Source organism: Actinomyces oris, from assembly GCF_001937665.1.
Lineage (GTDB): Bacteria > Actinomycetota > Actinomycetes > Actinomycetales > Actinomycetaceae > Actinomyces > Actinomyces stomatis.
In genome coordinates this window covers 128,883-146,397 of record NZ_MSKL01000025.1, presented here as the reverse complement: position 1 = coordinate 146,397, position 17,515 = coordinate 128,883, and the positions used below count along the sequence as shown (strand labels likewise).

At 69.0% G+C, this 17,515-nt stretch carries 12 protein-coding genes; 9 read left to right on the top strand and 3 right to left on the bottom strand.

The genetic code is table 11. The features are described 5' to 3' along the window. Positions 1-31: 31 nt before the first annotated feature. Positions 32-1,861, bottom strand: a complete 1,830-nt coding sequence (locus tag BKH28_RS10025) for an AMP-dependent synthetase/ligase (RefSeq protein ID WP_256695770.1) — start codon at positions 1,859-1,861, stop codon at positions 32-34. A gap of 374 nt (positions 1,862-2,235) precedes the next feature. Between BKH28_RS10025 and BKH28_RS10020 the strand changes: the two genes are divergently transcribed. From BKH28_RS10020 to BKH28_RS10000, 5 genes are all read left to right on the top strand, one after another. Next, entirely contained in the window at positions 2,236-3,528 is a 1,293-nt protein-coding gene (locus tag BKH28_RS10020) for an ABC transporter substrate-binding protein (RefSeq protein WP_075418666.1), read from the top strand. 81 nt (positions 3,529-3,609) lie between these two features. After that, on the top strand, positions 3,610-4,647 hold the full coding sequence (locus tag BKH28_RS10015) for a carbohydrate ABC transporter permease (protein WP_075418665.1): 1,038 nt from the start codon (positions 3,610-3,612) through the stop codon (positions 4,645-4,647). Next, positions 4,644-5,507: a carbohydrate ABC transporter permease gene (locus BKH28_RS10010; protein WP_075418664.1), complete on the top strand. Its 864-nt coding sequence runs from the start codon at positions 4,644-4,646 to the stop codon at positions 5,505-5,507. Before BKH28_RS10015 ends, BKH28_RS10010 begins: the two co-directional genes overlap by 4 nt. A 198-nt stretch (positions 5,508-5,705) precedes the next feature. Further along, complete coding sequence (locus tag BKH28_RS10005) at positions 5,706-7,484, top strand: glycoside hydrolase family 13 protein (RefSeq protein WP_075418663.1); 1,779 nt, start codon at positions 5,706-5,708, stop codon at positions 7,482-7,484. Further along, the gene (locus tag BKH28_RS10000; protein WP_075418662.1) at positions 7,465-8,478 is read left to right on the top strand and encodes a LacI family DNA-binding transcriptional regulator; all 1,014 of its coding nucleotides are present in this window, start codon (positions 7,465-7,467) and stop codon (positions 8,476-8,478) included. The genes BKH28_RS10005 and BKH28_RS10000 overlap by 20 nt, the downstream gene beginning before the upstream one ends. A gap of 29 nt (positions 8,479-8,507) precedes the next feature. Here BKH28_RS10000 and BKH28_RS09995 read toward each other — a convergent pair whose 3' ends face one another. Together BKH28_RS09995 and valS are read right to left on the bottom strand one after the other, a co-directional pair. Beyond that, positions 8,508-9,053 carry a GNAT family N-acetyltransferase gene (locus BKH28_RS09995; RefSeq protein ID WP_075418661.1) on the bottom strand — a complete coding sequence of 182 codons (546 nt, stop codon included), beginning with the start codon at positions 9,051-9,053 and terminating at the stop codon, positions 8,508-8,510. 117 nt (positions 9,054-9,170) lie between these two features. Further along, positions 9,171-11,987, bottom strand: coding sequence for a valine--tRNA ligase (valS, locus tag BKH28_RS09990; protein WP_075418660.1), 2,817 nt, complete (start codon positions 11,985-11,987; stop codon positions 9,171-9,173). A gap of 193 nt (positions 11,988-12,180) precedes the next feature. On the opposite strand from valS, the gene arc reads away from it, so the two are divergent. Genes arc through BKH28_RS09970 form a run of 4 tightly spaced genes read left to right on the top strand, consistent with a single transcriptional unit; the run spans position 12,181 to position 17,337 of the window. Beyond that, complete coding sequence (gene arc / locus BKH28_RS09985) at positions 12,181-13,818, top strand: proteasome ATPase (RefSeq protein ID WP_075418659.1); 1,638 nt, start codon at positions 12,181-12,183, stop codon at positions 13,816-13,818. 5 nt (positions 13,819-13,823) lie between these two features. Continuing rightward, positions 13,824-15,599 (top strand): proteasome accessory factor PafA2 family protein, encoded by a 1,776-nt coding sequence (locus BKH28_RS09980; RefSeq protein ID WP_256695724.1) that lies wholly within the window; start codon positions 13,824-13,826, stop codon positions 15,597-15,599. Continuing rightward, positions 15,596-15,784: a ubiquitin-like protein Pup gene (locus tag BKH28_RS09975; protein WP_003786115.1), complete on the top strand. Its 189-nt coding sequence runs from the start codon at positions 15,596-15,598 to the stop codon at positions 15,782-15,784. The genes BKH28_RS09980 and BKH28_RS09975 overlap by 4 nt, the downstream gene beginning before the upstream one ends. Continuing rightward, on the top strand, positions 15,781-17,337 hold the full coding sequence (locus tag BKH28_RS09970; protein WP_075418658.1) for a proteasome accessory factor PafA2 family protein: 1,557 nt from the start codon (positions 15,781-15,783) through the stop codon (positions 17,335-17,337). Before BKH28_RS09975 ends, BKH28_RS09970 begins: the two co-directional genes overlap by 4 nt. Positions 17,338-17,515: the final 178 nt, after the last annotated feature.

Genomic DNA, 17,515 nt, shown 5'->3' with positions numbered 1-17,515 from the left:
GCCTGAGGCGAGTGGTGACGTTTGCTCCCGTTTACTCCTGCGGTCCTTTGCGTGTGGAGCTGTAGATGTCCGCGATGACGTCGGCGTGGGCCTCCATGACCGGGCCGCGCTTGACCTTCAGCGACGGGGTGAGCAGGCCGTTGGTCTCAGTGAAGTCGGTGGCCAGCACCCGGAAGGCGCGGATCGACTCGGCGCGGGAGACCGCGCGGTTCGTGCGCGCCACGGCCCGGTCCAGGGCGGCGAGCACCTGCGGGTGGGAGGATGCCTCGACCACGTCCATGGCCGCCAGCCCGTGGTTGCGCAGCCACTGGGGGAGCATCTCCTTGTCCAGTGTGATGAGTGCGGAGATGAAGGGCTCCCCGTCCCCGATCACGAGCACCTGGCTGATGAGCGGGTGACCGCGCAGGCGGTCCTCGAGCTGGGCGGGGGCGACGTTCTTGCCGCCGGCGGTGACGATGAGCTCCTTCTTGCGTCCGGTGATGCGCAGGTAGCCGTCATCATCGAGGGCGCCGATGTCGCCGGTGCGGAACCAACCGTCGGCGGTGAAGGCCTCGGCCGTGGCCTCGGAGTTGTTGTGGTAGGTGGAGAAGACGCCCATGCCGCGGACCTGGATCTCGTCATCCTCACCGATGCGGATCTCGTTGCCGCAGACGGGCGGACCGACGGTGCCGATCTTGTTGAGCCAGTCGGTGTTGACGCTGACCGGGCCGATGGTCTCGGTCAGGCCGTAGCCCTCCAGGATGACCAGGCTCAGTCCGCGGTAGAAGTGCCCCAGACGCTGTCCCAGCGGCCCTCCACCGGAGATGATGAAGCGGGCGTTGGGGCCCATGAGTCCCCGGATCTTGCGGAAGACGAGACGATCGGCCACGGCGTGCGCCCGACGCAGGCCGCGGGAGGGGCCCTCCGGGGTGTCCAGGGCGCGGGAGTAGGCGATGGCGACCTTGGCGGCCCAACGGAACAGCTTGAGCTTGGCGCCGCTGCCGGCCTTGGCGTCGGCGGCGTTGTAGATCTTTTCCAGGACGCGCGGGACGGCCAGGATGTAGGAGGGGGCGAAGGACTGCAGGTCGGGCAGGAGGGTCTTGGCGTCTGGGGTGTGGCCCAGCACGCCCTCGCCGGCCAGGGACAGCAGCTGGAGGCAGCGGGCGTAGACGTGGGCCAGCGGCAGGAACAGCAGCAGGCGTACATCGCCGCCCCACAGGACGCCGGGCAGGTAGCGCACCCCGTGATAGGGGATGCCGACGGCGTTGCGGTGGGTGAGCTCGACGCCCTTGGGGCGGCCCGTGGTGCCGGAGGTGTAGATGATGGAGTAGACGTCGTCGACCTTGAGGGCGTTGGTGCGCTGGTCGACCTGGGAGGGGCTGACGCCCGAGCCCGCCTGGACGATCGTGGTGATCGCGTCGGAGTCCAGTGCCAGGACCCTCACCGGCTGCTCGATACCGGCGACGGCGCCGCGTACGAGCTCGGCCAGCGTGCCGCTCTCGGTGATGACCAGACGCACGTCGGAGTCGGTGACGATCCACTCGACCTGCTCGGCCGAGCTCGTCTCGTAGATGGGCACCGAGACGAGGCCCGCGCGGGCGATGGCCATGTCCAGGAGGAACCAGTCGTAGGAGGTGTGCGCCATGATGCCGACAGCGGTGCCCGGCTCGAGCCCCATGCCGATGAGACCCGCGGCCACGTGGGCCACCTCCTCGCCGAAGGCCCGGGCCGAGACCTCCTGCCAGTCCCCGGACAGGGGTGACTTGCGGGCCACGAGCGGATGGTCACCGCTGCGGGCGATGCGATCGGCGAGCAGCCACGGAACCGACCAGTGCGCCTCGGGCTGGAAGGGGATCTCAGTGCTGGAGACCCCGTCGGCCATGTGGCCGGGATAGCGCGGCGGCCTGGTGCTGGTGGCCTGGGGCGAGGAGTGGTGAGAGCTCACGGCCTCATTGTGTCAGGCGGCGGAAAGGGCGGCGCACCGTTGAGGTGAGAGAAGGAGAGGGTGGCTGTGGAGGTTTTCACAGGAGGTGTGCAGCGGTCCCGTGGAGATCGTGGGGTGTGGGGGATGGCAGGGGAGCCTGTGGTTCGGAGGTTCCTCTCAAGGCATCCGAGATGGCGAGTGAAAAATGGCTTGACCGGGAGATTGCAGATGTGTAACGTGCCTCTCATGCCCAAGTCGACGCGCGTCGACGATGTGGGTCCTTCCGGAACGGAGCCGGTGGGCTCCGCAGCAGTTTCAAGGAGGAAACACACATGACACCCCTACCCCGTCGTCAGTTCATCCAGGGCTCAGCCCTGGCTGCGGCGCTGGCCTCAGTCGGGGCCTGCTCCACCTCACGCGGAGACGACGACGGTCCCGTCACCTTTGAAGGCACCGGACCAATCACCTGGGTCCAGGGCAAGGACAACTCGGGCGGCAAGGTGCAGGCCAGGATCGATGAGTGGAACAAGGCCAACCCCGGCGAGGAGGTCAAGCTCATCGAGCTCTCCGCCGAGGCCGACCAGCAGCGCACTGCCCTCGTCAACGCCGCCAGGATCAACTCCAACGCCTACGACGTCGTCTCGCTGGACAATGTCTGGGTCTCGGAGTTCGCCGCCAACCGGTGGGTGGTCGAGCTGCCCCAGGACGAGCTCAAGAATGACGACATTCTCGACCCCGTCTGGAAGACGGGCGTCTACAAGGACAAGCTCTTCGCGGTCCCCTTCGTCACAGACGCTCCGATGATGTACTACCGCAAGGACTTCCTGGCGAAGGCCGGTGTGGCGGTCCCCAAGACCTGGGATGAGGTCAAGGCCGCCATCGATAAGGTCCGGGCGCTGCCCGACCACAAGGACATCGGGGGGTTCGGCGGTCAGTTCGCCAAGTATGAGGGCCTGACCTGCTGCGCCTCGGAGTTCATCCACACCGCCGGCGGTGGCTTCTACAACGACGATGCCCAGGTCATCCTCGACTCCACCGAGTCAGCCACCGGTCTGCAGTGGCTCATCGATGGCTTCGCCAAGGGATACATCCCCAAGGAGTCCCTGGAGTGGAAGGAGGAGGACGGACGTAACGCCTTCGAGTCGGGCGACCTCCTCTTCTACCGGCAGTGGCCCTACCAGTACGCCAACAACAAGGAGTCCCTGGGAACGGACAAGTTCGACGTCGCACCGCTACCGAGCATCGAGGGCAAGCCCTTCGTCTCCACGCTGGGTGGGCACAACTGCGCCATCACCAAGGGGTCCAAGAACAAGGCGACCGCCTTGAAGTTCGTCAAGTGGTGGATCAACGAGGAGTCCCAGCGTTACCAGCTCAAGACCCAGACGCTCGCCCCGATCCTCGGATCCCTCTACGACGACCCCGAGCTCCTCAAGGAGTTCCCCTACCTGCCGATCCTCAAGAAGAGCCTCGAGAACGCCAAGAGCCGCCCTCAGGCCGTCTACTACGGCGACGTCACCGCGAAGATCCAGGACAGCATCTATCCCGCGATCCAGCAGCCGGGGAGCCGGTCCTCCAAGGATGTCATCGCCGGCCTGAGCGGCAGCCTGAAGAAGCTGGAGGGGTAAGGCCACAGCAACGGCCGCCGCAGCGGGCGGTGCCCCCTGAGACAAACCGGTCATGTCAACAAGGACGGTCAAAGGACAGTCATGAGTACCACGACGCACTCCGAGCAAGTCGTCAATCACCAGTCCAAGAGCTCTAAGGCGCAGGCCCGTCTGGCCTGGATGCTCATCTCGCCCACGGTGCTGGTGCTGACGATCGTCATCCTCATCCCCATCGCTCAGTCCCTCTACCAGTCGCTCTTCGGGCGTCCCCGGCTGAAGGACGACGGCTTCTTCTCCACCACTGAGCCCTTCGTTGGGCTGAAGAACTACACCGACATCTTCTCCAGCGCCGGTGAGAGGTTCTGGGTGGCCTTCTACAACACGACCCTCTTCGGCGTGGTCACCGTGGTCCTGGAGACCGTTCTGGGCGTGGCCATGGCGCTGATCATGCACAAGGCGATGAAGGGACGCGGCATCGTGCGTGCCTCCATCCTCGTGCCCTGGGCGATCCCCACCGCCGTCTCCGCCATCCTGTGGGGCTGGATCTTCAACCAGAACGGCGTCGCCAACGCCATCCTGGGCCAGCACGTCATGTGGGCCTCAGGGGATCTGAGCGCCAAGATGGCCATCATCATCGCCGACGTGTGGAAGACGGCGCCCTACATCGGGCTGCTCACCCTGGCGGGGCTCCAGCTCATTCCCGACGAGGTCTATGAGGCCGCCAAGATCGACGGCGCGAGCGCCTGGAAACGCTTCACCTCCATCACCCTGCCGCTGGTCAAGCCCGCGCTCGTCGTGGCCGTGGTCTTCCGTGCCCTGGACGCCCTGCGCATGTTCGACCTGCCCTACATCCTTATCGGCCCCAGAAAGGGCAGCGTGGAGACCCTCTCCATGCTGGTCCAGGACGAGAGCTCCAACTCGCGCTACGGCAGTGCCGCGGCCTACGCCCTCATCCTGTTCCTCTACGTCTTCGTCTTCGCCGTCGCGTTCTTGAAGATCACCAACACCGACATCAGTGGTAACGACGAGGCCCGACGCAAGCGCAATGAGCGCAAGCTGCCGGTCAGTGCCTTCTTCAAGCGCTCCGGCTCCTCCACCCCGGCCTCCCAGACGGCTACTGAAAGGAGCCAGCAGGCATGAGCACCTCCACCGCTGCACCGGTCCGCAAGACCAAGAGGGACTGGGGAAGCCTCTTCTCTACCGTCGGAATCGTCCTCATCGTCATCTACTGCCTGGCGCCCTTCTACTGGATGCTGGTCTCCTCCCTGCGCCCCGACAGTGAGATCTTCGAGAACAGCTGGTGGCCCCGCCACCCCTCCTTCGAGAACTACAAGGCGGTCTTCTCCGAGAAGAACGACTTCGCCAACGGCCTCATCAACTCCCTGGTCGTCTCGATCATCGTGACGATCGTGGCGCTGGCGGTGGCGACCTTCACCGCCTACGCCCTGGCGCGCCTCGACTTCCGGGGCAAGGGTGTGCTGATGCTCCTCATCATCGCCACCTCGATGTTCCCGCTCGTGGCCATCATCGTGCCCCTGCTGAAGAACTTCGCCGCCTGGGGCTGGACGGACACCTATCAGGCGATGATCGTCCCGGATCTGTCCTTCTCCCTACCACTGGCGGTGTGGAACCTGACGAGCTTCTTCCGGCAGATGCCCCAGGAGCTCGAGCAGTCCGCCATGGTTGACGGATGCACCCCCGGCCAGGCCTTCCGCAAGGTCATCCTCCCGCTGGCCGCGCCGGGAATCTTCACCACCGCCATCATCATCTTCATCGGCGCCTGGAACGAGTTCCTCGTGGCCGTCACGATGATTATCAACCCCTCCATGCAGCCGGCCACGGTGCTGCTGTCGAAGTTCACCGGGGACTCCCAGTTCAACACGCCCTTCGGCTCACAGATGGCGGCCGGAGTCATCATGACGCTGCCGCTGGTCGTCATGGTGCTGCTCTTCCAGCGCCGGATCGTGGCCGGACTGGCCGCAGGAGGTCTCAAGCAGTAGGGGCGGCTGCAAGCCTGGGCTCGGCTCACCGGAGAGCCCGCCCATCACCCGTTCGTCTCTGTGGGGCGGCACTACCGCACTGACGCCCCACAGAGATCGTTCGGGACGACGCTGGTCGTCTCCCGACCTCCCACTCCCTCATCCCTCGTCTTCTCTTTCACCTGGCCGCAGTGCCGCGGCCCGACATAGGACCTGTTCATGACCTCGACCAGTGCCCGTCAGCACGGACTTGTATCGCGCACCGACACCGACGCCTGGTGGCGCGATGCCGTCATCTACCAGATCTACCCGCGCTCCTTCGCCGACGCCAACGGCGACGGTATCGGCGATGTCCAGGGGATCCGGGAGCACGTCGACCACCTGGTGGCACTCGGCGTGGACGCCGTGTGGCTCTCGCCCTTCTACCCCTCACCCCAGGTCGACGCCGGCTACGACGTCTCGGACTACTTCGACCTGGCCCCCGAGTACGGCTCCCTGCAGGACCTCGACGCCCTCATCGCCGACCTCCACGAGGCCGGCATCCGCGTCATCGTGGACCTGGTCCCCAACCACTCCTCCGACCAGCATCCTTGGTTCCGTGCCGCCCTGGAGGCGGGGCCGGGGTCCCCCGAGCGCGACCGCTACATCTTCCGCTACAGCGACGACGGCGCCCCGAACAACTGGGGATCGCTCTTCGGCGGGCCGGCCTGGCAGCCGGTGGAGCCGCTCACCGGCCGCAGCGAGGACCGGGGCTGGTACTACCTCCACCTGTTCGCAGCCGAGCAACCCGACTTCAACTGGTCCAACGAGGACGTCCACGAGCACTTCCGCACCTTCCTGCGCTTCTGGGTGGAGCGCGGCGTCGAGGGCTTCCGCGTGGACGTCGCCCACGGTCTGGTCAAGGCCGAGGGTCTGCCCGACGACGACCTCGGCCCCGACCGGTGGAACGTCGCCGGCTCCCCGGATGAAGACACGGCCCACGAGAAGCTGCCCGATGTTGGACCCGCCTTCAACCAGCCCGGGGTTCACGACATCTACCGCGAGTGGCGCCGTGTCCTGGACGAGGTCGGCACGGACATCCTCCTGGTCGCCGAGGCCTGGGTGCCCACGGAGGCTGATGCCGCCCAGTACGTGCGCGCCGACGAGATGAGCCAGGCCTTCAACTTCCCCTTCCTGGGCGCCGGATGGGACGCCGACGAGTTGCGCCGCGTCATCGATGTCTCCCTGAGCGAGTACGGTGCCGTGGGGGCGCCCGCCACCTGGGTGCTGTCCAACCACGACGTCGTGCGCCACGCCTCCCGCCTGGCCTACCCCGCCGACATGGACACCGACCCCGGGATCGGCCCCATGGACCCCCAGCCCGACGCCGAGCTCGGCCTGGCCCGAGCGCGTGCCGCCACCCTGTTCATGCTGGGACTGCCCGGCAGCGCCTACCTCTACCAGGGCGAGGAGCTCGGACTGCCCGAGCACACCACCATGGAGGACGAGGCTCGTCAGGACCCCCTGTGGGAGCGCACCAACCACCTCATACCGGGGCGCGACGGATGCCGGGTCCCTCTGCCCTGGACGCGGGACGGGGCCTCCTACGGCTACAACGCCACCGGCCGCACCTGGTTGCCCCAACCCGAGGGCTGGGGCGAGTACTCGCCCCAGGCCCAGGAGGGACGCGAGGACTCCACCCTCACCATGTACCGGCGGGCCATCGCCCTGCGCCGCGAGCTCCGACTCGGGCGCGGGGCAGTGGAGTGGCTGGACAGCGAGCCCGGGGTCCTGCACCTGCGCAACGGCACCACTGGGATCGTCCTCAACACCACCGAGCAGCCGGTGGCGATCGAGGGGGCCGGCAGGCCCCTCATCACCTCCTGGCGCCGGAGCGAGGTTGAGGGAACGGAATCAGTGGATGCGACGGGCGCCGTGGATGCCGTCGTCGTGCCGCCCAACGGCGCCTGCTGGCTGGGGCCCTCTGCTGGAGGAACCGATGGCGGCGACCCGCGCTGACGTGGCCCGGGCGGCGGGCGTGTCGCCCTCGACCGTCACCTACGTCCTGAGCGGTCAGCGCTCGACGAGCTCGAGCACCCGGGAACGAGTCATGCGGGCCGTGCGCGAGCTCGACTACCACCCCAACACCGCCGCCCGCTCACTGGCCTCGCCGGTGCTGCGCACCGTAGGAGTCCTCTTCCGACGCCAACGCTCCACCATCGACGCCAACGACCTGGACTACGTCGATGGTGTGCGCCGTGCACTGGCGCCCAGCGGGATCCAGGTCGTCATCCCGGTCATGACCTCCTCGGCGCCGCTGATCGAGCTGCGCTCGCTCGTGCGTTCCGGCGCCCTGGGCGGGGTGGTGCTCATGGACGTGGCCGACGGCGATGAGCGCGAGGCGATGCTGCTGGAGGAGAAGGTCCCTGCCGTCCTCATCGGCTCCTCCGATCGCGCCGGTGGGGCGCCCGCTATTGACGCGGACTTCGCTCAGTTGGCGCACGCCGGCGTGGAGCACCTGTCCGGGCTCGGGCACCGCCGCATCGTCGCGCTCATGCGGGAGACCGCCTCCGACGACGCTCATGCCCGTCAGAACCAGGCCCACGAGCTCCTGCGCGCCGCGCAGGAGCTGGGAGTGGATGTCCTGGTGCGCCAGGTGCCGGAGGCGGCGCTGGCCGGCGCCGACATCGTCGAGGCCGGCGGCCTCATCGAGGGGTGCAGCGCCGTCCTGTCCAACAACCCCGCCGCCGTGGTGGGACTGGCCTGTGCGGCGCAGGCCCACGGGCTGTCCGTTCCCGCGGACCTGTCCGTGCTCACCCTCGGGGTCACGCAGGACAGCGGCCGCCAGGGGGAGGCCTTCAGCGAGCTCAGTGTGGACCGTGAGGCCATGGGGACTGAGGCGGGCTCACTTCTCCTGAGCCGCCTCAGGGGGGAACCGGATCCGCCCCAGCGCCGCAGGCTCATACCCGCGGTCCTCACCGACCGCGGCTCCACGGCACGCCATCAGGAATAGTCGGAGCCGCTACGGAATGCGTCCACCCCCTACTCCGGGAGCCCCACATACTTGACGAAGCGGAAGGAGAGGTCCTTGTCCATGCCCGGGGCAGAGGGGGCGGGGTGGTGCTCGTTGAAGAACTCCACGATGTGGAAACCGCACTTGTTGACGTAGAAGTGGATGTTGCGCACCTCGAAGTAAGGGGTCACCAGCTCCCACACCCGCACATCGGGGTACGCCTCCTCGATGGCGGTCCATGCGCGTGCGCCGATGCCGCGTCCGTGCGCGCTTGCATTGATCGCGAGAATCTCGATCTCTCCGCGATTTCCCTTCACTGTGAGGATGACGCCGCCGACCGCAGTACCGTCCTCAATGATGCGCAGAGCCTGGGCCTCGGACCTGTTGAGTGACTCCTCAATGTCCTCTCGCGGAAGGATCGGAGGGGCGGCGGGGTTGACGGTTCCGTCCTCGAGCAGGAACGTGTCGATGAATGAGGCTCGTGCGTCGCCTACGAAGTGCTCGAAGGCCTCCTGCAGGTCGGCGATGAAGGACTCGCGGCCGGCGGGTTCCAGGGGTTCGAGGTTGATCGTCATCGGGACCGGTGTATGAGATCGCAGGCAGGCAGCGATGAACATACCTGCGACGACGGTGGCGCCGCCCCGAAGAGGGGGGCGGCGCCACTGTTCAACAGAGGACCGGGGCCTTGCGGCTTACTTCTTCTTGGCCGGGGCCTCTCCGAGCTCGGCGGCGGTCACGGTCACCTGGGAGGCGCCTTCAGCCGAGTCGGCTGCCGGGGCGGCCTGCTCCACGGTGAAGGGACCGGTGACCTTGGCGGCCTCGGTCAGATCCGCACGCACCGCCTCGATGGCCTCGGCGTACTCGGGCCGGTCGTCAGCAACGGCCAACGTCACCGAGAGGATCGGCGTCTTCTGACTCGTCTTGGCCTCCGACTTCACCTTGCGCAGCGCCGCCAGGGCGACTCCCGCACGGGCTACCAGCTCGGCGTCGGCCCCGGCGGAGGCCTCCCGCAGACCCTCGGACTGCGGCCAGGCGGCCCGGTGCACCGAGCCGGTGCGGTACCAGCTCCACACCTCCTCGGTGGCAAAGGGCAGGAAGGGGGCCAGCAGGCGCACGAAGGTGTCCACGGCGATCGCCAGCGTCGCCCGCGCCGAGCGGACGGCGTCGGCGTCGTGAGAGCCGTCGAAGTTATTGGCCCGGTCCTTGACCAGCTCGATGTAGTCATCGCAGAAGGTCCAGAAGAAGGACTCGGTGACCTCCAGGGCCCGGGCGTGGCCGAACTCCTCGAAGGCCGCCGTGGCGGTGTCGACGACGTCGGCCAGAGCCGCCAGGACCGCGCGGTCGATCGGCTCGCTGACCACCGAGGCATCCAGGCAGGGGGCGGGAGCCGCGGCCACGGTGGCCTCGTCGGCGTCCCAGGGGATCCCCATGGACAGGGCGAACTTGGAGGCGTTGAGGACCTTGATTGCCAGGCGCCGGCCGATCTTGATCTGGGTCTCCTCGAAGGCTGCGTCCAGGCCCAGGCGGGCCGAGCTGGCCCAGTAGCGCACGGCGTCGGAGCCGTACTGCTCCAGCAGGCCCATGGGGGTGACGACATTGCCCTTCGACTTGGACATCTTCTTGTGATCGGAGTCCAGGATCCAGCCCGACAGGCCGGCGTTCCGCCACGGCAGGGCCGCGAACTCCAGGTCCGCGCGCACCACCGAGGTGAACAGCCAGGTGCGGATGATGTCCTGCCCCTGCGGGCGCAGGTCCATCGGGTAGACCCGGCTGAAGAGGTCCTCGTCGCTTAGCCAGCCCGAGGCCAACTGGGGCGACAGGGACGAGGTGGCCCAGGTGTCCATGATGTCGAGCTCGCCGACGAATCCGCCGGGCTCGCCCCGCTGGTCCTCGGTGTAGCCGGCCGGGACGTCGGAGGACGGGTCCACAGGAAGCTCGGACTCGGCCGGCGTCAGGATCGCGTCGTAGTCGACCTCGCCGTCGGCGTCGACCTTGTACCACAGCGGGAAGGGGACGCCGAAGAAGCGCTGACGCGAGATCAGCCAGTCGTTGTTGAGGCCGCGCACCCAGTTCTCGTAGCGCACGCGCATGAAGTCGGGGTGGAACTCCAGCTGGCGGCCGCGCTCGAGCAGCTCCTCGCGCAGGTCGGTGCCGGAGGCCGGGTTCGTCCACTCCTTACCGCCGTTGCGGATGTACCACTGGCGGGAGGTGACGATCTCCAGGGGCTTGTCGCCCTTCTCGAAGAAGTTCGTCTGACGGACCGTCTTGACGGGCTCGCCGCGCATCTCACCGGTCTGGGCCAGGCGGGCCACGAGGGCCTCGCGGGCGGAGAAGGCGGTCTTGCCGGCCATGGCCTCGTACATCTCGCGGCCGGCCTCGGAGGTGATCCACTCGGGAGTCTCCGTCTCGATGCGCCCATCCTTGCGCAGGATCGCGCGCAGCGGCAGCTGAAGGTCGCGCCACCAGTCGATGTCCGTGGTGTCACCGAAGGTGCAGCACATGGCAATGCCGGCGCCCTTGTCCTTCTCCGCGGCCGGGTGCGGCAGGACCGGCACCTCGACGCCGAAGACGGGGGAGGCCACCGTGGTGCCGAACAGGGGCTGGTAGCGCTCGTCATCGGGGTGGGCCACCAGGGCCACGCAGGCGGGCAGCAGCTCGGGGCGGGTGGTCTCGATGCACACGTCGACGCCGTTCTCCACCGGGGCGCCGGCGGCCTCGGCCTTGGCGGCGGCCTCCTCATCGACGATGTGGAAGGCCAGACGGTGGTAGAAGCCGGGGTACTCGCGAGACTCCAGCTCGGCCTGGGCCACCGCCGTCTGGAAGGTGACGTCCCACAGGCCCGGCGCCGCCGCCTGGTAGGCCTCACCGCGCTCGAGATTGTGCAGGAAAGCGGTCTGGGCGACCTTGCGGGCCCGCTCGCCGATGGTCTGGTAGGTGTGCGACCAGTCCACGCTCAGGCCGAGCCTGCGCCACAGGGCCTCGAACTGCTTCTCGTCCTCCACTGTCAGGCGCTCGCACAGCTCAACGAAGTTGCGACGCGAGACCGGCACCTGGTCGCGGGCCTTGATCGACTTGCCCTCACCACCGGTGTGCGGGGGAGTGAAGTGAGGGTCGTAGGGCAGGGAGGGGTCGCAGCGCACCCCGAAGTAGTTCTGGACGCGGCGCTCGGTGGGCAGGCCATTGTCGTCCCAGCCCATGGGGTAGAACACCGCCTTGCCGCGCATGCGCTGGAAGCGGGCCACGGTGTCGGTGTGGGTGTAGGAGAAGACGTGCCCCACGTGCAGGGAGCCGGAGACCGTCGGCGGCGGGGTGTCGATCGAGAAGACCTCGGCGCGCTCGGCGCTGCGGTCGAAGGCGTAGGTCCCCTCGGACTCCCAGCGCTCGCCCCAGGTGGTCTCCAGGCCGTCGGTCGACACCTTGGCCGGCACTCGCGGGCTGTGGGGCTCGGAGGGCAGCAGGCGGCTGGACGATGACGAGGGAGCGGCGTGGCTCGTGGGGGTCTCAGACATGAGGTCGATTCTGTCACGACGCGGCCCGGGCACTCGACACGGTCCGGTGTGAGGTCGGTGGGCGTCGGTGCTGCTCCACCTGCCTAATGGATGAGGAAACGGGTTACGAAATGGGTGCTGATTGGTACGCTTGTACCAACACGGATCGAGGGGGACCCGAAGCGGTCCCGGGCCGTAGTCGAGGAGGACGCACATGGATGAGGAGCCGGTGGAGAACAAGGACCCAGTGGCGCAGACGATGTCGGGCGTCTCCCGGAACCCCTCTGCCGGGTCCGGTGCGGACGCCACCGACCGTCTGCGGGAGCTCAGTGAGAACGCCGGCGTGCTCAGTCGCAAGAACGCACACCTGGCCAACGCCCTGAGGGCCGCGCGCCAGGAGCTGGCGGCCCTCCACGAGGACGTCAAGGCCCTTCAGCTCCCACCCCTGGCGCACGCCACCGTCCTGGCCGTGGACGCCACCGCGCGCACCGCCGACGTCTCCATCGCCGGGCGGCGCCACCGGGTGGGGGTGGGGCCCGCCGTCGTGTCCTCCTCCCTCCACCCGGGTGACGACGTCGTCCTCAACGAGCACCTCGTCATTACCGACACCACCCCCTCACCGCGCTTCGGTGAGGTCGTCACCGTCAAAGAGACCTACGACGACGGCACCGTCCTGGTCCTGGCCCGACACGACGAGGAGCAGGTCCTCAGCCTCTCGGCGACCCTGAGCGACCACCGCCCCCGGGTCGGCGATGCGCTCGTGGCCGACCTGGCCGTGCGCATGGCGCTGCGCCCCGTGGTGCGCTCCGAGGTCGAGGAGCTCGTCCTGGAGGAGGTGCCCGACGTCGGATACGAGGATATCGGCGGACTGGGCGAGCAGATCGAGCTCATCCGTGACGCCGTCGAGCTGCCCTTCCTGCATCCTGACCTCTATCGCGCGCACCAGCTCACCCCGCCGCGCGGCGTGCTGCTCTACGGCCCGCCCGGTTGCGGCAAGACGCTCATCGCCAAGGCGGTCGCCGCCTCCCTGAGCGCGGGTGGGCGCGGTGAGGCCTACTTCCTCAACATCAAGGGGCCCCAGCTGCTGGACAAGTACGTGGGGGAGACCGAGCGACGCATCCGCGTCATCTTCGCCCGAGCCCGGGAGAAGGCCGCCACTGGGGTGCCCGTCGTCGTCTTCTTCGATGAGATGGACTCCCTGTTCCGCACCCGCGGGTCTGGGCGGTCCTCGGACGTGGAGACCACCGTGGTCCCGCAGATGCTCGCCGAGATCGACGGCGTCGACGAGCTCGACAACGTGGTGGTCATCGGCGCCACCAACCGCGAGGACATGATCGATCCGGCGATCCTGCGACCGGGCCGCCTCGACGTCAAGATCCGTATCGGCAGGCCGGACCGGGACGGCGCCGCCGAGATCCTGGCGACCTACCTGACGCCCGACCTTCCGATCAGCGAGGAGCTCCTGGCCGCCCGCGGCGGCGCGCAGGGAGCGGTGGACGCTCTCATCGAGCAGGTGGTCGAGGCCCTCTACACCCGCCGCCGCGCCACCGAGATGGTCGAGCTCACCCACTCCGATGGGCAGGTCGAGATCCTCCACGTAGCCGACCTCGTCAGCGGCGCCATGCTCGCCAACATCGTCGACCGGGCCAAGAAGGCGGCCGTGAAGGACCTGGTCACCAACGGGAGGCGCGGCCTGACGCGAGAGCACCTGCACCGCGCCGTCATCGAGGAGATCATGGAGAACGAGGGCCTGCCCGCCACCGTCCACCCCGACGACTGGGCCCGCGTCAGCGGACGGCGCGGCACACCCGTGGTCTCCATGAGCGTGCTCCAGCGCTCGCGGGAGGAGTGAGAGCAGTGGCGCCGGCGAGTACCCAGCGGGCCCCCGGCCGTGAGGTCACGGTCATGGGCCTGGAGACCGAGTACGGCATCCTCGGAGCCGAGCCCGAGGACGTCGTGGCCGCCTGCCTGGATGCCGAGGGCGAGGTGGGGCGCAGCCGGGGCGTGCGCTGGGACTACTCCGGTGAGTACCCCCTGCGTGACGCCCGTGGCTTCGAGATGGACCGCTCAGCGGCCGATCCCTCCATGCTCACCGACATCCCCGGAGCCGGGTCCGTCGAGGCCCCCGTCCCCGGGCGGGTGCGCACCACCGCCGTCGTGCGTCTGACCGCCCAGGAGGAGGCATGGCAGCGCGGTACCGCCACCTGCGTGGGCACTGGTGGGCGCCTCTACGTCGACCACGGGCACCCCGAGTACGCCACTCCCGAGTGCACCGGTGCCGCGCAGGCCGTCCTTGCCGACCGGGCCGGGGACCTCCTGGTGGCCAGGGGCGCCGAGCGGCTGCGCCGTGGCGGCGTGGAGGCCCGACTGTTCAAGAACAACGTCGACGGCAAGGGCGCCACCTACGGCACCCACGAGAACTACCTCGTGCCCCGCACCCTCGACTTCGATGACCTCGTCGAGGCCCTGGTGCCCCTGCTCGTGGCCCGCCCGCTCCTGGTGGGTTCCGGCCGGGTCGGCACCGGCACCGTCGCCCATGGCGCCGACTTCCAGATCAGCCAGCGGGCCGACTACCTGGAGAGGATCGTCGGCCTGGGCACCACGGTGGACCGCCCCCTGGTCAACACCCGCGACGAGCCCCACGCCGACCCACAGCGCTGGCGCCGTCTCCACCTGGTGGCCGGCGACGCCAACTGCTTCGACACCATCGCCTGGCTCAAGCTCGGCATGACCGCCCTCGTCCTCCAGGTGCTGGCCGACGGCGTCCCCGCCTCCTGGCGCCGCCTGCGCCTGGCCGACCCCGTGGCCCAGGCCCGGGACGTCTCCCGCGACACCCGCCTTCAAGGAGCGCTCGAGCTCGCCGATGGCCGGCGCCTGAGCGCCCTGGAGATCCTGGAGCACTACCTCGAGACGGTGCGCAGCCATCTGAGGGACCACGGCCGCCCCGCTCCGGCGCCGACAGGCGACCCCCTGCGCCCGGACCTGGCAGCGCTGGCCGACGGTGCCGACACCGAAGGTGCCGAGACCGGTGCGATTCTCGCCTTCTGGGAGGCCTCACTGGCCTCACTGCGCGAGCTTCAAGCCCAGTGCGCCGATGGCGACAAGCCGGGGGAGCCCCAAGGAGCCGCCGGACACCTGGAGTGGGTCGCCAAGAAGCAGCTCCTGGACGCCACCGCCCGTCGCCATCCCGGCACCCGCGGACACGACGTCCTCCACGCCGTCGACCTGGCCTGGTCCGAGCTCTCCCCGGCCGGACGGGGCCTGGCCGAGCGGGTGCCCGCCGGCGTCGACGCACGTGGCGGGCTCAGCGACGAGGCGGTGGAGGCGGCCCTCGCCGAGCCGCCCACCACGACCCGGGCCTGGCTGCGAGGTAGGCTCGTGAGCACCTTCCCCGGGCAGGTGGTCGCCGCCGGTTGGCACTCCATGGTCCTGGAGACCGGTGAGAAGGCCCAGCGTCGCCTGCCCCTGACCGACACCCTGTCCTTCACCCGCGCCGCCACGGCACCGGCCCTCAAGGACGCCGCCGACGTCGTCGAGGTCCTAGCGCGCCTCACGGGCGAGCTCCCCGGCGACCCGGGGCGGGCCGCCGAAGCAGTGACCACATCCGCCACCCTGTCAGGAGAGCAGACATGAGTGAGTTCGCCCAGCCATCCCGCAGCCGCCAGGACGACCCCGCCCCCGACGACGACCCGACGCCCGCCCCCGCCGGCCCCGCCCGAGGCCAGGGCCTGGACTCGGTGCTGGACATGATCGACGACGTCCTGGCCGTTGATGCCCAGGAGTTCGTGCGCGGCTTCGTCCAGAAGGGCGGCCAGTGAGCGCCAGCGCCCCGGGGCCGCGCGTCACCGGCCTGGAGACCGAGTTCGGCGTCCTGTGCACCCCCGCCGGGCCACCGGAAGCGGTGAAGGCGGATCTGCCGGATGTCGAGCGGGCGGCGGCGCTCATCTTCCGTCACCGGCCGGCCGGCTACCGCAGCACCAACCTCTTCCTGCCCAACGGCGGGCGCCTCTACCTCGACATCGGCGCCCACCCCGAGTACGCCACCGCCGAGTGCGTGAGCGTGCGCGACCTCGTCGCCCAGGATCAGGCTGGGCGGGCGATCCTGGCGGCCATGGCGGAGAGCGCCGCCACGAGCCTCGCCCACGCGGGGACGGCGGTCCGCTTCCACCTCCTGGCCAACAACACCGACTCCGCCGGCCACACCTACGGCTGCCACGAGAGCTACTCCGTGCCCCGTCACCTGCTCGATGATGCGCCCGGGACTGAGAGCGTCGACGTCGGGCGTGGTGAGGTCACCATGGCGGTCCTCACCTCCTTCTTCGCCACTCGCCCGGTCCTGGTCGGTTCCGGGAGACCACTGGAGCCAGGTGCCGCCGGCAGCGGCACGGAGGCTCGGGGATCGGGGGACGAGGATGCCTTCTGGGGTCTGTCGCCGCGTGCGCCGCACCTCAAGGCCCTGACCTCGGCCGACACCACCGGGCAGCGCGCCCTGGTCAACACCCGCGACGAGCCCCATGCCGATGCCACCCGCCTGCGCCGCCTGCACGTCACCTGCGCCGACACCACCATGGCCGAGCCGACGACGGGACTGCGCAGTGCGGTGACCCTCCTGCTCCTGGACGCCCTCGAGGCCGGCTGGGACTTCACCGACCTCATCCTGGCCGACCCGCTGGCCACGCTGTCCGCACTGGGGGAGAGCCCCTGGGGAGACGTTCCCGCCATCACCGTCGACGGCCGCCGCCTGAGCGCCGTCGACATCCAGGAGGCCTTCCTGGAGCGGATGACCTCCTACCTGGGCGACGCCGGAGTACCGGACTTCCTCCGCGGTGCCGAGCACCTGCTGGAGGACCTGGCGCCACGCGTCATCTCAGCGCTGCGCCGTTACGACGACGGCGCCATCGACACCGAGATCGACTGGGCCATCAAGCGTCGCCTCATGCGCGCCCAGCGCGAGCGCCACCCCCAGCTGTCCGGTGATGCCCTGGGGGCCCTGCGCTCGCGGGTGGACCTGGCCTACCACGACCTCAACGCCGAGACCGGGCTGGGGCCACGCCTGGTCACCCAGGGGGCCATGGCGTGCCTGTGCGAACCGGAGGAGATCGAGCGCGCCCGCCACACGCCCCCGGCAACGCGCGCCGCCCTGCGGGGGGCCTTCGTGGCGGCCTGTCTGGAGGTGGGCGCCGACTTCTCGGTGACCTGGGAGAGCCTGCGCCTGGACTCACCACCCACTGCTCCCGTGGACCTGCCCGACCCTCTGGCGACTGTGAGCGACGCCGCCGAGTCCTTGACTCAGCGGGTGCGGTGCCTGCGTCCCGAGGAGATGCACCGCATCGACCTTGTGGGACGCGGTGGCCTGGGCGCTCCGGGCTAGGCTCCTCAGAACCTCGCCCGGCATCCTCAGCGCCGGTTCACTACCCGGTTCTCCCGTCTTTTCAACGGTTAGTCCTGATCGTCCTATAGCTGCTCCGTGCCTGTTCGGCCCTTGCGGGAACCCCCGAGAAGGAGTACACACTTAGGTATGCCTCACCAAAGCCGGTGAGGTGCTGACG